General features: G+C 61.2%; 17 protein-coding genes. 2 read left to right on the top strand and 15 right to left on the bottom strand.

All coding sequences use genetic code 11. The annotated features are described in order from the left end of the window. Positions 1–71: 71 nt before the first annotated feature. A complete protein-coding gene (gene yjfP, locus ACJ8IJ_RS15095; RefSeq protein ID WP_004933641.1) occupies positions 72–824 on the bottom strand; it encodes an esterase in 753 nt (250 codons plus the stop codon). Between the two features lie 127 nt (positions 825–951). On the opposite strand from yjfP, the gene bsmA reads away from it, so the two are divergent. Together bsmA and ACJ8IJ_RS15085 are read left to right on the top strand one after the other, a co-directional pair. After that, positions 952–1,260 carry a biofilm peroxide resistance protein BsmA gene (bsmA, locus tag ACJ8IJ_RS15090; RefSeq protein WP_048325827.1) on the top strand — a complete coding sequence of 103 codons (309 nt, stop codon included), beginning with the start codon at positions 952–954 and terminating at the stop codon, positions 1,258–1,260. A gap of 122 nt (positions 1,261–1,382) precedes the next feature. After that, positions 1,383–1,658, top strand: coding sequence for a DUF1471 domain-containing protein (locus ACJ8IJ_RS15085; protein ID WP_033633541.1), 276 nt, complete (start codon positions 1,383–1,385; stop codon positions 1,656–1,658). Here the strand turns inward: ACJ8IJ_RS15085 and ACJ8IJ_RS15080 are convergent. The 14 genes from ACJ8IJ_RS15080 to amiB all read right to left on the bottom strand — a co-directional run bounded on the left by ACJ8IJ_RS15080 (position 1,655) and on the right by amiB (position 18,277). Further along, positions 1,655–2,053 (bottom strand): DUF350 domain-containing protein, encoded by a 399-nt coding sequence (locus ACJ8IJ_RS15080; protein WP_016929354.1) that lies wholly within the window; start codon positions 2,051–2,053, stop codon positions 1,655–1,657. The two genes, ACJ8IJ_RS15085 and ACJ8IJ_RS15080, sit on opposite strands and share 4 nt — an antisense overlap. Before the next feature lie 66 nt (positions 2,054–2,119). Then, positions 2,120–3,748, bottom strand: coding sequence for an isovaleryl-CoA dehydrogenase (locus tag ACJ8IJ_RS15075; RefSeq protein WP_021504938.1), 1,629 nt, complete (start codon positions 3,746–3,748; stop codon positions 2,120–2,122). A gap of 116 nt (positions 3,749–3,864) precedes the next feature. Next, a complete protein-coding gene (gene rlmB, locus ACJ8IJ_RS15070; RefSeq protein ID WP_021504939.1) occupies positions 3,865–4,596 on the bottom strand; it encodes a 23S rRNA (guanosine(2251)-2'-O)-methyltransferase RlmB in 732 nt (243 codons plus the stop codon). Between the two features lie 61 nt (positions 4,597–4,657). Further along, a complete protein-coding gene (gene rnr / locus ACJ8IJ_RS15065) occupies positions 4,658–7,132 on the bottom strand; it encodes a ribonuclease R (protein WP_015376392.1) in 2,475 nt (824 codons plus the stop codon). A gap of 59 nt (positions 7,133–7,191) precedes the next feature. Beyond that, entirely contained in the window at positions 7,192–7,617 is a 426-nt protein-coding gene (gene nsrR / locus ACJ8IJ_RS15060; protein WP_004933660.1) for a nitric oxide-sensing transcriptional repressor NsrR, read from the bottom strand. Between the two features lie 233 nt (positions 7,618–7,850). Next, the gene (locus tag ACJ8IJ_RS15055) at positions 7,851–9,149 is read right to left on the bottom strand and encodes an adenylosuccinate synthase (RefSeq protein ID WP_004933663.1); all 1,299 of its coding nucleotides are present in this window, start codon (positions 9,147–9,149) and stop codon (positions 7,851–7,853) included. A gap of 98 nt (positions 9,150–9,247) precedes the next feature. Next, positions 9,248–9,448 carry a DUF2065 domain-containing protein gene (locus ACJ8IJ_RS15050; protein WP_004933666.1) on the bottom strand — a complete coding sequence of 67 codons (201 nt, stop codon included), beginning with the start codon at positions 9,446–9,448 and terminating at the stop codon, positions 9,248–9,250. Between the two features lie 63 nt (positions 9,449–9,511). Further along, positions 9,512–10,516: a protease modulator HflC gene (gene hflC, locus ACJ8IJ_RS15045; protein WP_004933669.1), complete on the bottom strand. Its 1,005-nt coding sequence runs from the start codon at positions 10,514–10,516 to the stop codon at positions 9,512–9,514. 3 nt (positions 10,517–10,519) lie between these two features. Further along, positions 10,520–11,770: an FtsH protease activity modulator HflK gene (hflK, locus tag ACJ8IJ_RS15040; protein WP_280631013.1), complete on the bottom strand. Its 1,251-nt coding sequence runs from the start codon at positions 11,768–11,770 to the stop codon at positions 10,520–10,522. A 68-nt stretch (positions 11,771–11,838) separates the two neighbouring features. Then, the gene (hflX, locus tag ACJ8IJ_RS15035; RefSeq protein ID WP_442518763.1) at positions 11,839–13,119 is read right to left on the bottom strand and encodes a ribosome rescue GTPase HflX; all 1,281 of its coding nucleotides are present in this window, start codon (positions 13,117–13,119) and stop codon (positions 11,839–11,841) included. A gap of 98 nt (positions 13,120–13,217) precedes the next feature. Then, positions 13,218–13,526 carry an RNA chaperone Hfq gene (hfq, locus tag ACJ8IJ_RS15030; protein WP_004933678.1) on the bottom strand — a complete coding sequence of 103 codons (309 nt, stop codon included), beginning with the start codon at positions 13,524–13,526 and terminating at the stop codon, positions 13,218–13,220. Positions 13,527–13,640: 114 nt separating this feature from the next. After that, on the bottom strand, positions 13,641–14,582 hold the full coding sequence (gene miaA / locus ACJ8IJ_RS15025) for a tRNA (adenosine(37)-N6)-dimethylallyltransferase MiaA (RefSeq protein ID WP_004933679.1): 942 nt from the start codon (positions 14,580–14,582) through the stop codon (positions 13,641–13,643). Continuing rightward, the gene (mutL, locus tag ACJ8IJ_RS15020; protein ID WP_442518762.1) at positions 14,575–16,458 is read right to left on the bottom strand and encodes a DNA mismatch repair endonuclease MutL; all 1,884 of its coding nucleotides are present in this window, start codon (positions 16,456–16,458) and stop codon (positions 14,575–14,577) included. The genes miaA and mutL overlap by 8 nt, the downstream gene beginning before the upstream one ends. A gap of 22 nt (positions 16,459–16,480) precedes the next feature. After that, positions 16,481–18,277, bottom strand: a complete 1,797-nt coding sequence (amiB, locus tag ACJ8IJ_RS15015) for an N-acetylmuramoyl-L-alanine amidase AmiB (protein ID WP_160125979.1) — start codon at positions 18,275–18,277, stop codon at positions 16,481–16,483.

The following is an 18,277-nucleotide window of genomic DNA, read 5'->3' as shown; positions in this document are numbered from 1 at the left end:
GGGCGGCCAAACGATGGCCGAAACAGCAGGCACAGAGCGCTGCAATTCCATGCATCGTGCCCGGCGGCGCATCACAGCTCGCGGCGGAAAAAGTCGGCCGTGGCGGACAACGCCAACGGCGTGATGCGGTGCTTCACCCCCGGCTCGACGAGCGACGTCAAACGGCCATCCGCGCCTTGCCGCCGCAGTTCGGCCGCCAAACGCAGGCTGTCCGCCGCCGGCACCACGTCGTCCGTCTCGCCGTGCCACAGCAACAACGGCCGCCCGGCTATCGTCTCCAAACGCCCTTCCAGCTCATATTCCGCCAGCACGGCGGTGCGCGCGGCAAACGCCGCCGGCGAGAGCGCTTCGCCCTCTTCGCCCAACGGCGGATACAGCGTTTGCGCCAGTGAACGGTAATAGCCGGAGCCCATCAGGCTGGCGGCCGCCCGGATCCACGGGAAGCGCGCGAAGGCGCCAAGCGCGGTCATGCCGCCCATTGAGGCGCCGGCAACGCCGATGCGTCCGTCGGCAATCAGGCCAAGCCGCTCAAAATGTGCCTTGATCTGTGGCAGCTCGTCGATATTGCTGCGCAGGATCTCCCAGAACGCCGCCAGGCGCCGCGTCTCATCGCCGTCGAACCGCTCGCCGTGCCGATCGGCATCCGGCAGCACCGCCCGAAAACCGGCGCGCGCCAGCGCATAGGCGAAGTAGGCGTACACCTCTTTCGACGAGGTATAGCCATGGCAGAAGAACACCGTCGGCAGCGGCCGATGATACTGCCCCGCCGGCACCGCATGGATCACCGCAATATCGCCCGCCCGCTCGTCATGAATTTCGATCATCCGTTCATCCTCAACTCACCTGTTAGCATTCATCATGACAAACTTGCGCCAGCCAGCGTTAGCTCAATCTGTTCCAGCTTATATTGCGTTACACTGAAGCCATCGCACCGGCTCTTTCGAGGTTCCCATGACGTTTGTCCGCACACTCATCGCCCTGACGCTGGCCGCACAGCTTTCCGCCTGCGGCATCATGACCACCACGCCGAAACCGCCGCCGCCGCCCACCGCACAGGCGCAGGAGATCGTTCGCGCGCAGACCGCCGAGCTGGTGAAAATCGGCACCGTCACCGCCGTGGTACGCGGCAGCCCGATGGACGTGGAAGCGGAGATCCAGCGCAAGGCCACCGCCGCCGGCGCCCGTTATTATGTGATCATCATGAACAGCGAAACCGTCGTGCCGGGCCAATGGTATTCCCAGGCGATCCTGTATCGCTAAGGCGGGGATTTTTTAAGCAGATTTACACTGGCTTTGCACAGGCTGAAGCAGGGTGTTGCACACTGAGGGACAGCATGCCGCATGTTGCGGGTGCGATTCAGGATCTGACGAAGGGGAACGCCATGAAACGCTCCACCGCACTCACCTCCCTCTTGCTTTCCATGGGGTTGCTCAGCACCGGTGCACAGTCCGCCGAGCTGGCGCCCGCCGATCGCGTGACGCCGCTCAGTGAAATCGCCGAGATCACCTTCAGCGATCTGCCCGGCTCGCCGCAGGAAGCGGAACTGGCCATCGCCCGCACTGCCGGCCAACACGGCGCCAGCTATTACCGCATCCTGCGGATGGAAGAGCAGGCGCACCCGCTTGGCTGGCGCGCCTCGGCCATCTTATACCTTTAGTAGCTCATGCAAGCCGCATTCAACACGCCGCCGCTAACGGAGACGCCCCCCAGGAAAATCCCGGCGGCCAGGTGATTCGCTTCGATCTTTTCGCTGATGCGCGGCATGTAGATCTTCACGGCCGCGAACAGCAGCAGTTGCACCACCAGCGCCACCACGCCCCACAGCAGGTAATCCAGCAGGCTGATCGAGTTGATCGCCGCGCTGGCCAGCGGGATCACATACCCCAGGCAAGCGCCGATAAAGGCAAAGGCGGCGGATTGATTATCGGCCTTGATCAACGCCCATTCGTCATGCGGGGTGATGCGGGTATAGACGAACAGAAACACCAAAATCATGGCGAAGCCGCTGAAGAAGTAAGAGGCGAACGCCGCCAACGCGCTGAGAATATCCATGTGCATTTTCCTGTCAGAGTGAGGCTGAATTAAAAAGGTTTTCGCCGCCGCGCGCCACCCTTTTCCCTAACCGCCGATGGCGCGGTTCAGCAGCAGTTCGCACACCTCGGCCGACAGCAGGCTCTCGCCGCGGTGATCCAGCGTCAGGTGGCACCAGGCGTCGGCGATCTGCGGGCTGGCGTGCTGCAGCAGCTGCGCGGCGCAGCACAGGTCGAACAGCTGCTGGGTCAGCAGCCGCCCCATCTCTTCACGCGGTTGCCGGGCGCGCTGCTGCCACTGCCGCCAGGCGTGATCGAACAACCGATTCTGGCCGCGCACCGGCTGCAGCTCGAACTGCAACATCTCGAGCGCGCCCGGCAGTTTATGCAGACTGCGCAACACGTCCAGACACATGATGTTGCCGGAGCCCTCCCAGATGCTGTTCACCGGCATTTCACGGTACAGGCGCGGCAGCTCGCTCTCCTCGCAGTAACCGATGCCGCCCAGCACCTCCATCGCCTCGGCGATGAACGGCATGCCCTGACGGCAAATGCTGTATTTGGCCGCCGGGGTCAGCAGCCGGCTGTAGATCAGTTCGCCTTCATTGCTGCGGCTCTCCCAGGCGCGGGCCAGCCGGAACAGCAACGCGGTATGCCCTTCCAGCCGCAGCGCCATGCGCGCCAAGACCTGGCGCATTAGCGGTTGTTCTATCAACAACTTGCCGAACGCCTGCCGCTGCAGCGCATGATACAGCGCCACCGACAGCCCACGGCGCATCAGGCCGTGGCTGCCCAGCGAGCAGTCGAAACGGGTCAGGCCGCCCATTTTCAGGATATGCCGCACGCCGTCGCCCTCATCGCCCAGCAGCCAGGCGGTGGCATCCTGAAACTCCACCTCGCTGCTGGCGTTGGAGCGGTTGCCCAGCTTGTCTTTCAGCCGCTCCAGGCGAATGGCGTTGCGGCTGCCGTCCGGCAAAATGCGCGGCAGGAAGAAGCAGGACAGCCCGCCTTCGGCCTGCGCCAGCACCAGGTGCGCATCGCTCTGCGGCACCGAGAAGAACCACTTGTGCCCCACCAGCCGGTAGGCTTCGCCCGGCCCGCGCGCGCCGAGCGGCGTGGCGGTGGTGGTATTGCTCAAGACATCGGAGCCGCCCTGCTTCTCCGTCATGCCCATGCCGATCAGCAGGCCGCGCTTTTGCCCGCCCGGCAGCAGGTGAGCGTCATAACGATCCGACAGCAACGGCGTCAGCCAGGAGCGAAACTCGGCCGGTAACGCCTGCTGCAGCAGCGGTGTGGCGCCGAAGGTCATGGTCACCGGGCAGAGCGTGCCGGCCTCGACCTGCGCATGAAGCATAAAGCGCGCGGCGCGCGCCACGAAGGAACCGATGCGCGCATCCTCCTGCCAGGGCAGGTTGTGCACCCGGTTGGCGATCAGCCCCTGCATCAGGATATGCCAGGCCGGGTGAAAGCGGACGTCGTCCAGTCGCTGGCCGGTGGCGTCGTAGCGCAGCAGCTCCGGCGGGTTGGCGTTGGCCAGCCGCCCCAGCTCCAGCGACTCCTGCGTGCCGAGCTGCTGGCCCAGCGAAGCCAATACCTCGGCGTCCCAGCCGCCTTGCTCGCGCTGCAACGCTTCACGCAGCGGCGTATCGGAGAGAAACAGGTTGCTGTTGCCCAGCGGCTTGGGTTGGTTAAAAACGGTGTGCGTAGTCCAGACCATGAGAGTGCTCCCTGAAAAAAGCGTCAGGAGTAAGTATGGTCGGCACAGAGATTTCTGCCGCAGGCGGGATCACAAGAGGGGGAATTAACGGGGGCACTGCGCCCCCGTCAGGAGAATCAGCCGCGCTGACGCACCGCTTCGAACAGGCAGATGCCGGTGGCGACCGACACGTTCAGCGAAGAGACGGTACCGGCCATCGGGATGCTGATCAGCTCGTCGCAGTGTTCGCGGGTCAGGCGGCGCATGCCTTCGCCTTCCGCGCCCATCACCAGCGCCATCGGGCCGGTCATTTTGCTTTGATACAGCGTATGGTCGGCTTCGCCGGCGGTGCCCACCACCCAGACATTCATCTCTTGCAGCAGACGCAGCGTGCGCGCCAGGTTGGTCACGCGGATCAACGGCACGTTTTCGGCGGCGCCGCAGGCCACTTTCTTGGCGGTGGCGTTCAACTGGGCGGAACGGTCACGCGGCACGATCACCGCGTGCACGCCGGCCGCGTCGGCGCTGCGCAGGCAGGCACCGAGGTTGTGCGGGTCGGTCACGCCGTCCAGCACCAGCAGGAACGGCGTCTCCACGCTTTCCAGCAGGCTAGGCAGATCGTTCTCCTGATACTGACGCCCTTCGCGCACCCGGGCGATGATCCCCTGGTGCACCGCGCCTTCAACCTTGTCATCCAGCCATTGGCGGTTCGCCACCTGGATCACGATGCCGGTCGCTTCCAGCTCGGCGATCAGCGGTTGCAGGCGGCGATCTTCGCGGCCTTTCAGGATAAACACTTCCAGGAAGCGTTGCGGGTCGCGCTCTAACAGGGCTTTGACGGCGTGGATGCCGTAAATAATTTCGCTCATGATGCTCTTTTAAATTCGTGCGGCCGGCGATAACCGGCCGATGATAACGATGTGCGGCAGGTTAGGCCTGCTCGGCACCTTTCTTCTTGGCTGCGCGTTTGGCTTTGGTCGCCGCCGCGATTTTCCGCGTTTTGTCGGACGCTTTCTTGGCTTTCTTTTTCGCCTTCTTCACGTTGTCCGCAGGCTTGGCGTCATCCTGCTTGCGGAAGGCGCTGTCCGGCTCGAAGTTGGCCGGCGGTTTGCCGCCGCGGCGCTTGCCGCGCCCTGCGCTACCGTTGTCGCGCAGCGTACGCTGGCCGCCTTTCTTGGCGCGATCGCGCTCGGTTTTGCCTTCACCGCGCGCTTTGCGGGTGCTGGACACCAGCGCGAAGTCGATCTTGCGCTCGTCCATATGCACCGCGTCCACGCGGATCTCCACCGTATCCCCCAGGCGATAGACCGTGCCGGAAGACTCGCCGATCAGGCGCTGGCCGATATTATCGTAGCGATAGTAATCATTATCCAGCGTTGATACGTGCACCAGCCCGTCGATAAACAGATCGTTCAGGCGCACGAAGAAGCCGAAGCCGGTCACGCTGGAGATGATGCCGCTGAACACTTCACCGACGTGATCCTGCATGAAGTCGCACTTCAGCCAGTCGGCGACGTTGCGCGTCGCTTCGTCCGCGCGACGCTCGGTCATCGAGCAGTGTTCGCCCAGCTGCAGCATCTCTTCAAATTCGCTGTGCCAGCCGCCGGTCGGCGTCCAGCGCTCTTTCGGCTCGCCGTGTTCTTTGGCCAGCTGATATTTGATCGCGCGGTGCAGCGCCAGATCCGGATAACGGCGGATCGGCGAGGTGAAGTGGCCGTAAGACGCCAGCGCCAGGCCGAAGTGGCCGCGGTTTTCCGGATCGTAAATCGCCTGTTTCATCGAGCGCAGCAACATGGTTTGCAGCATTTCGTGGTCAGGGCGCTCGGACACTTCATCCATCAGCACCGCATAGTCCTTCGGCTGCGGCTTATTGCCGCCGCCCAGCGTCAGCCCCAGTTCGCTCAGCACGCTGCGCAGTGCGGAGATGTGATCGTCGCTTGGACGATCGTGCACGCGGTACAGCGCCGGCTCGTTGCGTTTTTCGACGAAGCGCGCGGCCGCCACGTTGGCCATGATCATGCACTCTTCGATCAGCTTGTGGGCGTCGTTGCGCACCGTCGGCTCCACGCGTTCGATGCGGCGTTCGGCGTTGAAGATGAATTTGGCTTCTTCGGTTTCAAACGCGATGCCGCCGCGCTCGGCGCGCGCCTTATCCAGCACCTTGTACATGGCGTGCAGCTCTTCCAGGTGCTTGACCAGCGGATGGTAATGCTCGCGCAGCTCCTGATCGCCCTGCAGAATGTGCCACACCTTGTTGTAGGTCAGGCGGGCGTGAGAGCTCATTACCGCCTCGTAGAACTTGGCCGTGGACAGGCGCCCCTGGGCGGAGATGGTCATCTCGCACACCATGCACAGGCGATCGACCTGCGGGTTCAGGGAGCACAGCCCGTTGGACAGCACTTCCGGCAGCATCGGGATCACCTGCGACGGGAAGTACACCGAGTTGCCGCGGCTGCGCGCTTCATCGTCCAGCGCGGTGCGCGGGCGCACGTAGTAGCTGACGTCGGCGATCGCCACCCACAGGCGCCAGCCGCCGCCGCGTTTTTTCTCGCAGTACACGGCGTCATCGAAGTCGCGCGCGTCTTCACCATCGATGGTGACCAACGGCAGCTTGCGCAGATCGACGCGGCCCTTCTTGGCCGCTTCCGGTACCTGTTCGCTGAGATCGGCCACCTGTTTTTCCACCTGCGGCGGCCAGGTATGCGGGATCTCATGGGTGCGCAGCGCGATGTCCACCGCCATGCTGGTGCCCATCTTGTCGCCGAGGATCTCAACGATCTTGCCAACCGCCTTGGTGCGGCGGGTCGGACGCTGAGTCAGCTCCACCACCACCATAAAGCCCATGCGCGCGCCGCTGACGCTGTCCGCCGGGATCAGAATATCGAAGCTCAGACGGCTGTCGTCCGGCACCACGAAGCCGGTACCGGCGTCCATGAAGAAGCGGCCGACAATCTGGCTGGTTTTCGGCACCAGCACGCGCACGATGCGCGCTTCGCGGCGCCCTTTGCGGTCCGCGCCCAAGGCCTGCGCCAGCACCACGTCACCGTGGATCGCCATTTTCATCTGTTCGGCGGACAGGTAAAGATCGTCTTTGCTGCCTTCGACGCGCAAGAAGCCATAGCCGTCGCGGTGGCCGATCACCGTGCCGCGCAGCAGATCCAAACGTTCCGGCAGCGCGTAGCACTGGCGGCGGGTAAACACTAACTGACCATCGCGCTCCATGGCGCGCAGGCGGCGGCGCAGTGCTTCCAGCTGTTCTTCACCGCTGAGACCCAATTCGTTGCCCAGTTCTTCGCGGCTGGCCGGCGTTTCTCTTTTCGCCAAATGGGCCAGGATATATTCACGGCTGGGGATAGGGGATTCGTATTTTTCTGCTTCTCGTTCCAGGAATGGATCTTGTGACATTGCGGTTCCTCCGTTGTCATCAGCAGGATGACGTTGAGCCTTGTCTTCTCAACGTCGTTTTATTCGACAAGCAATAGCTTGTAGAGCGGCGGATTGTCTTCGACCATGTCGGCCAACGTATGCTTATCCAGCTCTTCAAGGAAATTCTGTACGCCCTGGTGGAGCACCTGCTTCAATCGGCAGGCAGGGGTGATGTGGCAAAACTCGCTGCTGCAGTTAACCAGCGCGAGCGGCTCCAGCGCCCGCACCACGTCGCCGAGGCGAATGCTCTCGGCCGGTTTGCCCAAACGGATGCCGCCATGCTTACCGCGCACCGCCGTGACGAAACCCACCCGGCTCAACTGATTGATGATCTTCACCATATGGTTGCGAGACACGCCATAAACCTCGGTCACTTCCGAGATGCTGGTCATCTTGTCCTGCGGCAACGAGGCCATGTAGATCAACGCCCGCAGGCCATAATCAGTAAAACTTGTTAACTGCACATCTTACCTCTGGGTATCACTTTACCCGTCTGATACGCCGCTTTTCGGCGCTATTCAAAAGATTACTCATTGGATAATAAACCAGCCGGAGAGTTCGTCGCTAATTATTTAGCGAATCCCGCGCCCTAAGGCGGGTTTATGAAAGGATTTTTTGACGTGAAACCGCAATCGGAGGGAGTCAGGATAAAAACAAACCGGGACGCGCCCGGTTTGTTTAGTGCCGCAAAGCCTGATTATGCGTCGAACGGGTCGCGCAGGATCATGGTTTCGCTGCGATCCGGGCCGGTAGAGATGATGTCTACCGGTACGCCGGTCACTTCTTCGATGCGCTTGATGTAGTTCAGCGCAGCCTGAGGCAGCTTGCTGTGCTCTTTCACGCCAAAGGTGGTTTCGCTCCAGCCCGGCATGGTTTCGTAGATAGGCTCGATGCCTTCCCAGCCTTCAGCCGCCAGCGGAGTGGTGTCCACTTCGCGGCCGTCCGGCATGCGGTAGCCCACGCAGATCTTCACTTCTTTCAGGCCGTCCAGGACGTCCAGTTTGGTCAGGCAGAAGCCGGACAGGGAGTTGATCTGCACGGCGCGGCGCACCGCTACCGCGTCCAGCCAGCCGGTACGACGACGACGGCCGGTGGTGGCGCCGAACTCGTTACCCTGCTTGCACAGATACTCGCCGGTTTCATCGAACAGTTCGGTTGGGAACGGACCTGCACCCACGCGAGTGGAGTAGGCTTTCACGATGCCCAGCACGTAGTCCACATAACGCGGGCCGATGCCGGAACCGGTAGCCACGCCGCCGGCGGTGGTGTTGGAAGAGGTGACGTACGGGTAAGTACCGTGGTCGATATCCAGCAGGGTGCCCTGAGCGCCTTCGAACATGATCAGGTCGCCACGCTTGCGCGCGCCGTCCAGCAGTTCGGAAACGTCAACCACCATGGCGGTCAGGATGTCGGCGATAGACAGCACGTAGTCCAGCGTCGCCTGATAATCGACGGCGTCAACTTTGTAGTAGTTGACCAGCTGGAAGTTGTGGTAATCGACGATCTCTTTCAGCTTAACGGCGAAGGTTTCTTTGTTGAACAGATCGCCGACGCGCAGGCCGCGACGAGCCACTTTATCTTCGTAAGCCGGGCCGATGCCGCGACCGGTGGTGCCGATCGCTTTCGCGCCGCGCGCTTTCTCACGCGCGTTATCCAACGCAACGTGGTAAGGCAGGATCAACGGGCAAGCTTCAGAGAGTAACAGACGTTCGCGTACCGGGATGCCACGCGCTTCGAGTTCACCCATTTCTTTCATCAACGCGTCCGGCGCCAGAACAACACCGTTGCCGATGATGCTGGTGACGTTTTCACGCAGAATACCTGAAGGAATTAAATGAAGAACGGTTTTTTCACCGTTGATTACCAGAGTGTGGCCAGCGTTATGGCCACCTTGGTAGCGCACAACATATTGAGCCCGTTCAGTCAGCAGGTCTACAACCTTGCCTTTACCTTCGTCACCCCATTGGGTGCCCAGTACGACGACGTTCTTACCCATTTTTCAAAATCACCGATTGCTTAAAAATGGATTCTACCACCGTAATTTTCGATTTTCAGCACTTTTAGCATACGATTGCATAAATTTTGGGCTAGACTTTAAAGACCCGTGCGGCCGCTCAACATGTAGTAGATCACGCAGCCCGCAACCACTATTCCACCGCCAAATCGCCGCAGCGTCGCGTCCGGCAACTGCGACATCGCCACAATCATTTTGCGCCAGGCCTGCGGAAACAGCATCGGCCCCAATCCTTCCAGCACCAGAACCAGCCCGAGCGCCAGCCAAATCGTTGAGTTCATGCATCCCCCAAAAACGAGAAAGGGCCCGCATAAACGGGCCCTCGATCAGATTGCCTCCCGCGCTTATTTGCGCAGGGTATCAGGCGACTTCATGTAGCGGAAGAAATCGCTGTCCGGGCTCAGTACCAGCACGTCCTGGTTGTCCTTGAAGCTGGCTTCATAGGCACGCAGGCTGCGGATAAAGGCATAGAAGTCCGGATCCTGGCTGAACGCATTGGCGAACAGCTTGGCCGCTTCGGCATCGCCTTCACCGCGGGTGATACGCGCCTGACGCTCTGCTTCCGCCAAGGTACGGGTCACTTCGTAATCCGCGCTGGCGCGCAGCTTCTCGGCTTCTTCCTGGCCCTGCGAGCGCAGACGACGGGCTACCGCTTCACGCTCGGCGCGCATACGCTGGTAGATGGCGTCGGACACTTCGGCCGGCAGGTTGATCTGCTTGATACGCACGTCGATCACTTCGATGCCCAGCGCCGCCATGCTGTTCGGGTTCACCTGCGGCTGTTTGCCGGTGGTTTCCCGCTCAACGCGCGCCGCCGCAGAGGCGATAGCGTCATCGGCTTCGGTGGTCGCCACTTCTTCGCCGTCGCCCACTGTGCCGGTGTTCAGCGCGTCACGCACGTCAGACATCAGCTTGCCGCGCGAGTCGGTCACGATGTCTTTCACGTCCAGGCGGCCGATTTCGGAACGCAGACGGTCGCTGAACTTGCGTTTCAGCAGCACTTCGGCCTGGGAGACGTCGCCGCCGCCGGTCGCCAGATAGTAACGGCTGAAATCGCTGATGCGCCACTTCAGATAGGAGTCGACGATCAGGTCTTTCTTCTCGCTGGTCACGAAGCGATCGGCCTGGTTGTCCATGGTCTGGATACGCGCATCCAGGTTCTTCACGGTCTCAATGAACGGGATCTTGAGGTGCAGACCCGGCGCATACACCAGCGGCTTGTTTTCGCCATCGCGCAGCACCTTGCCGAAGCGCAGCACGATGCCGCGCTGGCCTTCCTGCACCACGAACAGCGAAGCGTACAGCACCACCAGCACCGCGAGGACAATAACTACAAAAGACTTACGCATTGATTACTCTCTCCCTACGCGAGTGGTGTCGTCACGCTGCGCATTCGCCCGGCGCTGATCCATAACCGATCCGCCGCTGGTGCGCGGAGCGCTGCTGTTGGCAGCCGGCGCAGGATTCGGATTGAGGCGAATCAGGCTGGTATCCTTGTTGCCGCTCTCCGTCGCCGCGCCTTGGCCGCGCAGCATCTGATCCAGCGGCAGCACCATCAGGTTGTTGCCTTTGTCGCTCACCAACACCTTACGGGTATGGCCCAGCACTTTTTCCATGGTTTCGATGTACAGACGCTCGCGGGTGATCTGCGGTGCAGACTTGTATTCCGGCAACAGCTTGGCAAAGCGCGCCACCTCACCCTGAGCTTCCAGGACGGTGCGGTCCTTATAAGCCTTGGAGTCTTCCAGCAGACGCTGCGCCTGGCCGTTCGCACGCGGCTGAACTTCGTTGGCGTAAGCTTCCGCTTCACGGATGTATTGCTGCTCGTTCTCACGCGCGGCGATCGCATCGTCGAACGACGCCTTCACCTCTTCCGGCGGACGCGCCGCCTGGAAGTTGACGTCCAGCAGCGTGATGCCCATGTTGTAAGGACGAATGGTCTCTTCCAGCATGCGCTGCGTATCGTTACGCACCACGGTACGGCCTTCGGTCAGGATGCGGTCCATCGAGTATTTGCCGATCACGCCGCGCAGGGCGCTGTCGGTCGCCTGGCTCAGGCTGTCGTCGGCATTGACGACGCTGAACAGGTACGCTTCCGGGTTGGTCACGCGGTACTGCACGTTCATTTCCACGCGCACCACGTTTTCATCGGAGGTCAGCATCACGCCGGACGCTGCCAATTCGCGCACCGACTCCACGTTCACCGGACGCACGTCGTCAATGAAGGTCGGCTTCCAGTTCAGGCCCGGCTGCACCAGATGGCTGAACTTACCGAAACGCGTCACGACGCCGCGCTCGGCTTCCTTGATGGTGTAGAAGCCGCTGGCGGCCCAGATCACCACCACGGCGACCGCCGCGATACCGATAATGCGGCCGCTGAAGCCCGGACCAGAGGTGCCGGTGCCGCCGCTATTGCTGTTGGAGCCTTTGCCCCCGCCGAAACCGCTCAATTTCTTGCTCAGTTTGCGGAAGATATCGTCCAAATCAGGTGGCCCTTGATCACGACCGCCTTTGTTGTTACCGCCAGAGTTGCCGCCATTGTTATTGCTGCTCCCCCACGGGTCGCGGTCCTGTCCGTTATTACCGGGCTGATTCCACGCCATGTTTTAGCTCCATATTCTGTGATTGGGTACTTCAGGCTTTCGCGAAGCATAAATGTAACAGGATATGATCATACGATAAAGTCAATCAGGTCCTGTTCTTGCTTGCAGAGACGACGCCATTCGACGATCGGCATTCGCACCACCACGCCAATGCTGCCGTCTTCTTCGTTCCACTCTTTTTCAATCGCCTGAAGCTGGTAAAAACGGCTGCGAAGACGGCCTGCCCGTGGCGGTAAGCGCAATTCGTAATGCGCGATCTCCCCCGATAAGCGCTCCGTCAACGCCTGATACAGCAACGGAATACCCTCTCCGTTGGCGGCGGACAGCCACACCCGGATCGGCAGGTTTTCGTCGTTGCGGTCGATACGCGGCACAAAATCGTCCAGCATATCTATTTTGTTCATCACTAACAGTGTAGGAATTTCATCCGAGTCTATCTCCGCCAGCACGGTGTTCACCGCTTCGATGTTCTCATCGACGCGCGGATCTGCGGCATCGATGACGTGCAGCAGCAGAGATGCCTGGCGCGTTTCCTGCAGCGTCGCCTTGAAGGCGGCCACCAGATCGTGCGGCAGGTGCCGGATAAAGCCTACGGTATCCGCCAACACGGTATCCCCCACGTCCGGCACGTCAATGCGCCGCAACGTAGGATCCAGGGTGGCAAATAGCTGGTCCGCCGCATACACCTCGGCAGACGTTATTCGGTTAAACAGGGTGGATTTGCCGGCGTTGGTGTAGCCCACCAGCGATACGGTCGGCACATCGGCGCGGGTCCGCGCGCGTCGGCCTTGTTCACGCTGCTTTTCTACCCGCTCCAGGCGGCGCAGAATCAAGCTGATGCGATCGCGCAACAGGCGACGGTCGGTCTCAAGCTGGGTTTCCCCCGGCCCACGCAGGCCAATCCCCCCTTTTTGCCGCTCCAGGTGCGTCCAGCCGCGTACCAGACGCGTGGCGATGTGACGCAACTGCGCCAGCTCCACCTGCAGCTTACCTTCATGGGTACGGGCACGCTGGGCAAAGATGTCTAAAATCAGCCCGGTGCGATCGATCACCCGGCATTCGCACAGGCGCTCGAGGTTTCTTTCCTGCGCCGGGGAAAGGGAATGATCAAACAGGACAACAGACGCGCCGCTGGCTTTCACCGCATCTGCAATTTCTTCGGCCTTTCCTTCGCCGACAAAGTACTTCGGATGCGGGGCTTTGCGGCTACCAGTCACCACTTGCAAAGCTTCGACACCGGCTGAGGAGACCAGCGATTCGAACTCGTTGAGGTCTTCCGTATCTTTGTCTTGCGAGAAATAGATATGAACCAGTACGGCCTGCTCACCGGCTTCATAACGGTCAAACAAGCGTGCAACCTCTCAAACGGACACTCACCGTGAGTTTGGGGGACATAAACAGCCCGCGGCTGCTTATGCTCCCCGTCATGGTTGACTTGCAACGCGCTTTATTCAGCGTCATCGCTTTCCTGCTGCGGCTGTTGCTGCGCAGACGGATTGTTGCCATGGTGATAGTTGCTTGAACCGCCGCTCGGGTTGTTGCTGTGATGCGAAACCGGGCGTGACGGGACAACGGTAGAGATAGCGTGCTTGTACACCATCTGGCTAACCGTGTTCTTCAACAGGATGACAAACTGGTCAAAAGACTCAATCTGGCCTTGCAGCTTAATACCATTCACCAAATAAATAGAAACCGGAACACGTTCACGACGCAATGCGTTCAGGAACGGATCTTGCAAAGATTGCCCCTTAGCCATTCTATCTTTTCCTTATTTGCTTGTTGTTTGTAACTAAGAACCTGTCGGCTCTAAAATAAACGACGTAAAAAATTTGCGCGCTGAATACTCAGCAATTGTACACAATCACCCAACCTATGCACTAACAACCTGTGTCACCGAGTCCAAAGCCTCTCCCGGCTTTTCACTGTCCAACCAATGGACCGACTCCCAACCCCGTAACCAGGTCATCTGGCGTTTAGCCAACTGACGTGTTGCGCAAATACCACGATAAACCATCTCATCGTAACTAATTTCACCAGACAAGTATGACCACATCTGGCGGTAACCGACACAGCGAATGGAGGGCAAGTCCGTATGCAAATCACCCCGTGCGAAAAGTGCACGCGCTTCCGTCTCAAAACCCGCCGCCAACATTTGATGGTACCGCAGCTCGATGCGTTGATGGATCAACTCACGGCTGGTCGGCGCTATCGCAAATTGGTGAACTTGATACGGCAACGATTCACCCGAAATTTTAGTCAGTTCCGTTAAAGTTTTACCCGAAATAAAAAAAACTTCCAGTGCTCTGGACAGTCTCTGCGGATCATTCGGATGAATTCTCAATGCCGCGACCGGATCGATCGCCTGTAACTGACGGTGCAACGCCTCCCAGCCCTGCTCCGCCGCTTGCCGTTCGATGCGCTCGCGCACCGCGGGATCGGCGGACGGCAACGGCGATAATCCTTCCAGCAACGCCTTGAAATACAACATGGTGCCGCCCACCAACAGCGGAATGCGACCGGCGGCGGTGATGTCGGCCATCTCTTTCAACGCATCGGCGCGAAACTCCGCGGCCGAGTAGGCTTCGGCGGGATCGCGGATATCGATCAGCCGGTGCGGCGCCTGCGCCAATTCTTCGGCGCTCGGCTTGGCGGTGCCGATATCCATGCCGCGGTAAATCAGCGCGGAATCAACGCTGATCAGCTCCACCGGCAGGCGTTCGCGCAGCGCGATCGCCAGCGCGGTCTTGCCCGAGGCGGTTGGCCCCATGATGAAAATAGCCGGGGGACGTGGTGTCATTTCAGTGTCAGTCATGCTTGAGGGCCGCCAGTGCGGCCTGTAAATCAACGGGTTGTAAAAGTCCGCTCGGTGGCGATTTGACCAGCTGCGGGCAAAGTCGTTCAACGTCGGTCAGCAATTGTATCGCTTGCGAGGTGTTCCACTGTTCATGTTCGCTGCCAAGGCGGCGAGCGAGCCAGGTGGCCAGCACCGCGGGCGACATCTCCTGATGTTCGGCCAGATAGCCTAACAGTTCGGGTATCAGTTTTTGTAAATTTTGTTGGCGTAATGGTAAAGGCACTGCGCGCAGCGTCACACGGCCATGATCCGCCTGCAGATCCAGCCCCATCGCCGCCAACAGCGCCTGATGCCGCGCGATGGCCGCCGCTTCGCTCTTCTCCAACGTCAGCTTGACTGGGATCAGCAGCGGCTGCGGCCGCAGCCCTTCTGCCGGCGGGTTGAGCTGCGCCTGGCGCAGCCAGCGTTCCGCCACCGTCAGGTTAAGCAACGCCGGCTGCTGGCGCTGTTCAATCAACGCATAACACGGCGGATGGATCATCAACACCCGGCCAAAACTGTGCTGGCCGCCCGCCAACGGCGTTTCCGCTGCGGCTTTCGCCGGCGGGAACAGCGGCGGCTTGCTCGGGGTTTCCGGCGCGGCCGCGGCCGGCGGCTCGGCGGCGGGCTGCATCAGTTTACCGTACAGCTCGCCTTCGCGTTTCTGATAGCCGCCCGCCGCTTGCCGGCTCGGCTGCGGCGCCCGCTCGCGGGCGGTGCCGGCCGGTGGCGGCGTTTCACGGCGCGGCGCCGGTTGAGAAAAATGGTTGCCGCCGGCGGCGACGCGGTTTTCCTGCTGCCAGACCGGCGCGGGCGCTTCGTCGGGCGTTTCCGCCAGCGGCAGCGACGGCGTCTGACCGGCCTGTTGCAGCACGGTGGTCACTGCCTGGTAGATAAAATCGTGCACCAGCCGCGCCTGATGGAAACGCACCTCGTGCTTGGCGGGATGAACGTTGACATCCACCTGGTGCGGATCGACCTCCAGATACAGCACGTAAGCGGGCTGCTGATCGTCTTTCAGCTGATCCTGATAGGCCTGACGAATGGCGTGGTTGATCAAGCGATCGCGCATCATGCGGCTGTTGACGTAGCAATACTGCATTTCACCCAGCTGGCGCGCCCCGTCCGGATCCGCCACCCAACCGCGGATGTTCAGATCGCCATGCTGCCAATCGATGTTCAGCGCATGCTGCAAAAACGCCGGACCGCAGATGCTGCCCAAACGGCGTTCGTGCTGACTCTCTTCTTTCGCCGCCCGGTATTGGCGGATCAGTTTGCCGTTGTGGCTGAGGTTGATCGCCACATCGAAACGCGCCAGCGCGATGCGCCGCACCACTTCATCGATATGGCCGAATTCGGTTTTCTCGGTGCGCATGAACTTGCGGCGCGCCGGCGTGTTGTAAAACAGATCCAGCACTTCCAGCGTGCTGCCGACCGGGTGTGCAGCGGGTTTGACCGTCACCGCCTGCTCGCGCCCTTCGGCATAGGCTTGCCACGCCTCGCTCTGGTCGGCGGTGCGCGACGTCAGGGTCAAACGGGACACCGAGCTGATACTGGCCAGCGCTTCGCCGCGAAAACCGAGGCTGACGATCGCCTCCAAGTCGTCGAGCGTGCTGATTTTACTGGTAGCGTGCCGCGCCAGCGCCAGCGCCAAATCGTCCTTGCCGATGCCGCAGCCGTTGTCGCGAATGCGGATCAGCTTGGCACCGCCGCGTTCGATATCGATATCGATGCGCGTCGCACCGGCGTCCAGACTGTTTTCCACCAGCTCCTTGACCACCGACGCGGGGCGTTCAACCACCTCTCCGGCGGCGATCTGGTTGGCGAGCTGTGGCGGTAACACCTGGATAGGCATGCTGACTCCTGTAGCGGTGGCGCTAGGCCTGCGGAATGGTCAGCGTCCGATCCAGCGGCGCGACGTCCGACTTCAGATTATTGACCCGTTTCAGATCGCCGACGCTGACCCCATAACGAGAAGCGATAGAGGACAGCGTGTCCCCACGGGCCACTTTATGTTTAGACGGCTTCTTCGCCGGCGTTTTCGCCTTGGCGACGGCGGTGACGGCGGCGGTTTTCCCCGCCGGCACCTTCAGGCGTTGCCCGACCCACACGCCGTCTTTCTTCAGTTTGTTCAGATCCCGCAGGGCCGCCATGGTGGTGCCGTAGCTGTCGGCGATGCCGGACAGCGTCTCCGCCCGCTTCACCACGTGGATCTGGGTCTTGCCGCTAACGCTGCGACTCGCGCCGGCCGGGCTGACGATAGGCTCCGGCTGGCGCACGTCTGGTGTTGAGGTGTTAACCGCCGCTGCGACGTCCAGCGGTCGGTTTTCCACCTTTGGGTCGGCTTGCAGCGGATGCGCCAGGAAGTAGCTGCGCAGGCCGTTATGAATGGCCTTGGCAATCTTCTCCTGATACGCGCTACTGCCCAGCAGCCGCTCCTCCGTGCTATTACTGATAAATCCTGTTTCCACCAGCAGCGATGGAATATCCGGCGAACGCAGCACGCCCAGGCTGGCGTGTTCCGGCCGGCGTTTATGCAACGATCCGACGCTCTGCAGCTGCTGCAGCACCTTCACCGCCACATCGTACCCGACGCGCTGCGAGTGGCCGAACTGCAGATCCAGCACCGCCTGGCTCAGATAAGGGTCGGCCTGGCTGTTGGCCAGCAAATCGCCGGCGCCGCCGAGCAGCTCAGACTGCTTCTCATGCTGTTCCAGCCAGCCGGCCATTTCGCTGTTGGCGCGGCGGTTGGACAGCACCCAGACGGAAGCGCCGCTGGCGCTGCGGTTTGGCGCGGCATCGGCGTGGATGGAGACCAGCACGTTGGCGCCCTGTTTGCGCGCAACGTCGGAACGCCCCATCACCGAGATGAAATAGTCGCCGTTACGCGTCAGCACCGGTTTGAACTGCGGATCGGCGTCCAGCATCGCCTGCAGGCGGCGTGCGATGGCGATGGTGACATTCTTTTCTTTCAACCCGCTCGGGCCAATGGCTCCCGGATCCTGGCCGCCGTGGCCGGCGTCGATCGCCACCACCACCCGATCGCCGGAACCGGCGGAAACGCGGCTGCTGCGCGGCGTGACCTCAGTGGCGGTGCCTGCGACCACAGTCTGTTTTTGGGTAAAGGGATTCGATCCCGTCGGCGCTTTGCGCAGCGGCGGCTCCGGCGCTTCACGCACCGCAACCGGCGCCTGACGCGGCGGTTGACTGACGGCGACCGGCGGAGGCGTTTGCACCGGCGCTTTACGCGCCACGATATTGGCGCCGCCTTCAGCCGAAATGGTGAACACCACGGTATGCACGCCGCCGTTCTGGCGAGTGGAAACGCGGGTTTTGGCGCGCTGGGTCAGATCAAACACCAGGCGCACGCTCTGAGCGTCTTTCGGCGCGCTGGAGCGAATGCTCTTTACCAGGTTTTGCCCGCTAAAGTTGAGCGGCAGGCCGCCGACTTTGCCCTTCTGGTTAACATCCAGCACCACCCGTTCCGGGCCGTGCAGCGGGAAAAACGCATAGTCCGGCGGGCCATTGAAGCTCACCGACACCGTCGCTTCGCGCTGGGCGTTGGACACTTTGATATCGGACAGCGAGGATGCCGCCAGCGCGTTCAACGCGCCGAGCGGCCCCAGCACGGCGATCAGCATGATGACCGCAAATTTTTTCAACGCATGCGTCAT

Origin of the sequence: Serratia sp. CY40230, assembly GCF_052168835.1 — a bacterium.
Lineage (GTDB): Bacteria > Pseudomonadota > Gammaproteobacteria > Enterobacterales > Enterobacteriaceae > Serratia > Serratia nematodiphila.
This window is presented reverse-complemented; position numbering and strand designations above follow the sequence as displayed.

Coding starts and splice junctions, on each gene's coding strand:
- yjfP (WP_004933641.1), bottom strand. CDS start 824: ATGATCGAAATTCATGACGAGCGGGCGGGCGATATTGCGGTGATCCAT.
- bsmA (WP_048325827.1), top strand. CDS start 952: ATGACGTTTGTCCGCACACTCATCGCCCTGACGCTGGCCGCACAGCTT.
- ACJ8IJ_RS15085 (WP_033633541.1), top strand. CDS start 1,383: ATGAAACGCTCCACCGCACTCACCTCCCTCTTGCTTTCCATGGGGTTG.
- ACJ8IJ_RS15080 (WP_016929354.1), bottom strand. CDS start 2,053: ATGGATATTCTCAGCGCGTTGGCGGCGTTCGCCTCTTACTTCTTCAGC.
- ACJ8IJ_RS15075 (WP_021504938.1), bottom strand. CDS start 3,748: ATGGTCTGGACTACGCACACCGTTTTTAACCAACCCAAGCCGCTGGGC.
- rlmB (WP_021504939.1), bottom strand. CDS start 4,596: ATGAGCGAAATTATTTACGGCATCCACGCCGTCAAAGCCCTGTTAGAG.
- rnr (WP_015376392.1), bottom strand. CDS start 7,132: ATGTCACAAGATCCATTCCTGGAACGAGAAGCAGAAAAATACGAATCC.
- ACJ8IJ_RS15055 (WP_004933663.1), bottom strand. CDS start 9,149: ATGGGTAAGAACGTCGTCGTACTGGGCACCCAATGGGGTGACGAAGGT.
- ACJ8IJ_RS15050 (WP_004933666.1), bottom strand. CDS start 9,448: ATGAACTCAACGATTTGGCTGGCGCTCGGGCTGGTTCTGGTGCTGGAA.
- hflC (WP_004933669.1), bottom strand. CDS start 10,516: ATGCGTAAGTCTTTTGTAGTTATTGTCCTCGCGGTGCTGGTGGTGCTG.
- hflK (WP_280631013.1), bottom strand. CDS start 11,770: ATGGCGTGGAATCAGCCCGGTAATAACGGACAGGACCGCGACCCGTGG.
- hfq (WP_004933678.1), bottom strand. CDS start 13,526: ATGGCTAAGGGGCAATCTTTGCAAGATCCGTTCCTGAACGCATTGCGT.
- miaA (WP_004933679.1), bottom strand. CDS start 14,582: ATGACTGACACTGAAATGACACCACGTCCCCCGGCTATTTTCATCATG.
- mutL (WP_442518762.1), bottom strand. CDS start 16,458: ATGCCTATCCAGGTGTTACCGCCACAGCTCGCCAACCAGATCGCCGCC.
- amiB (WP_160125979.1), bottom strand. CDS start 18,277: ATGACGCATGCGTTGAAAAAATTTGCGGTCATCATGCTGATCGCCGTG.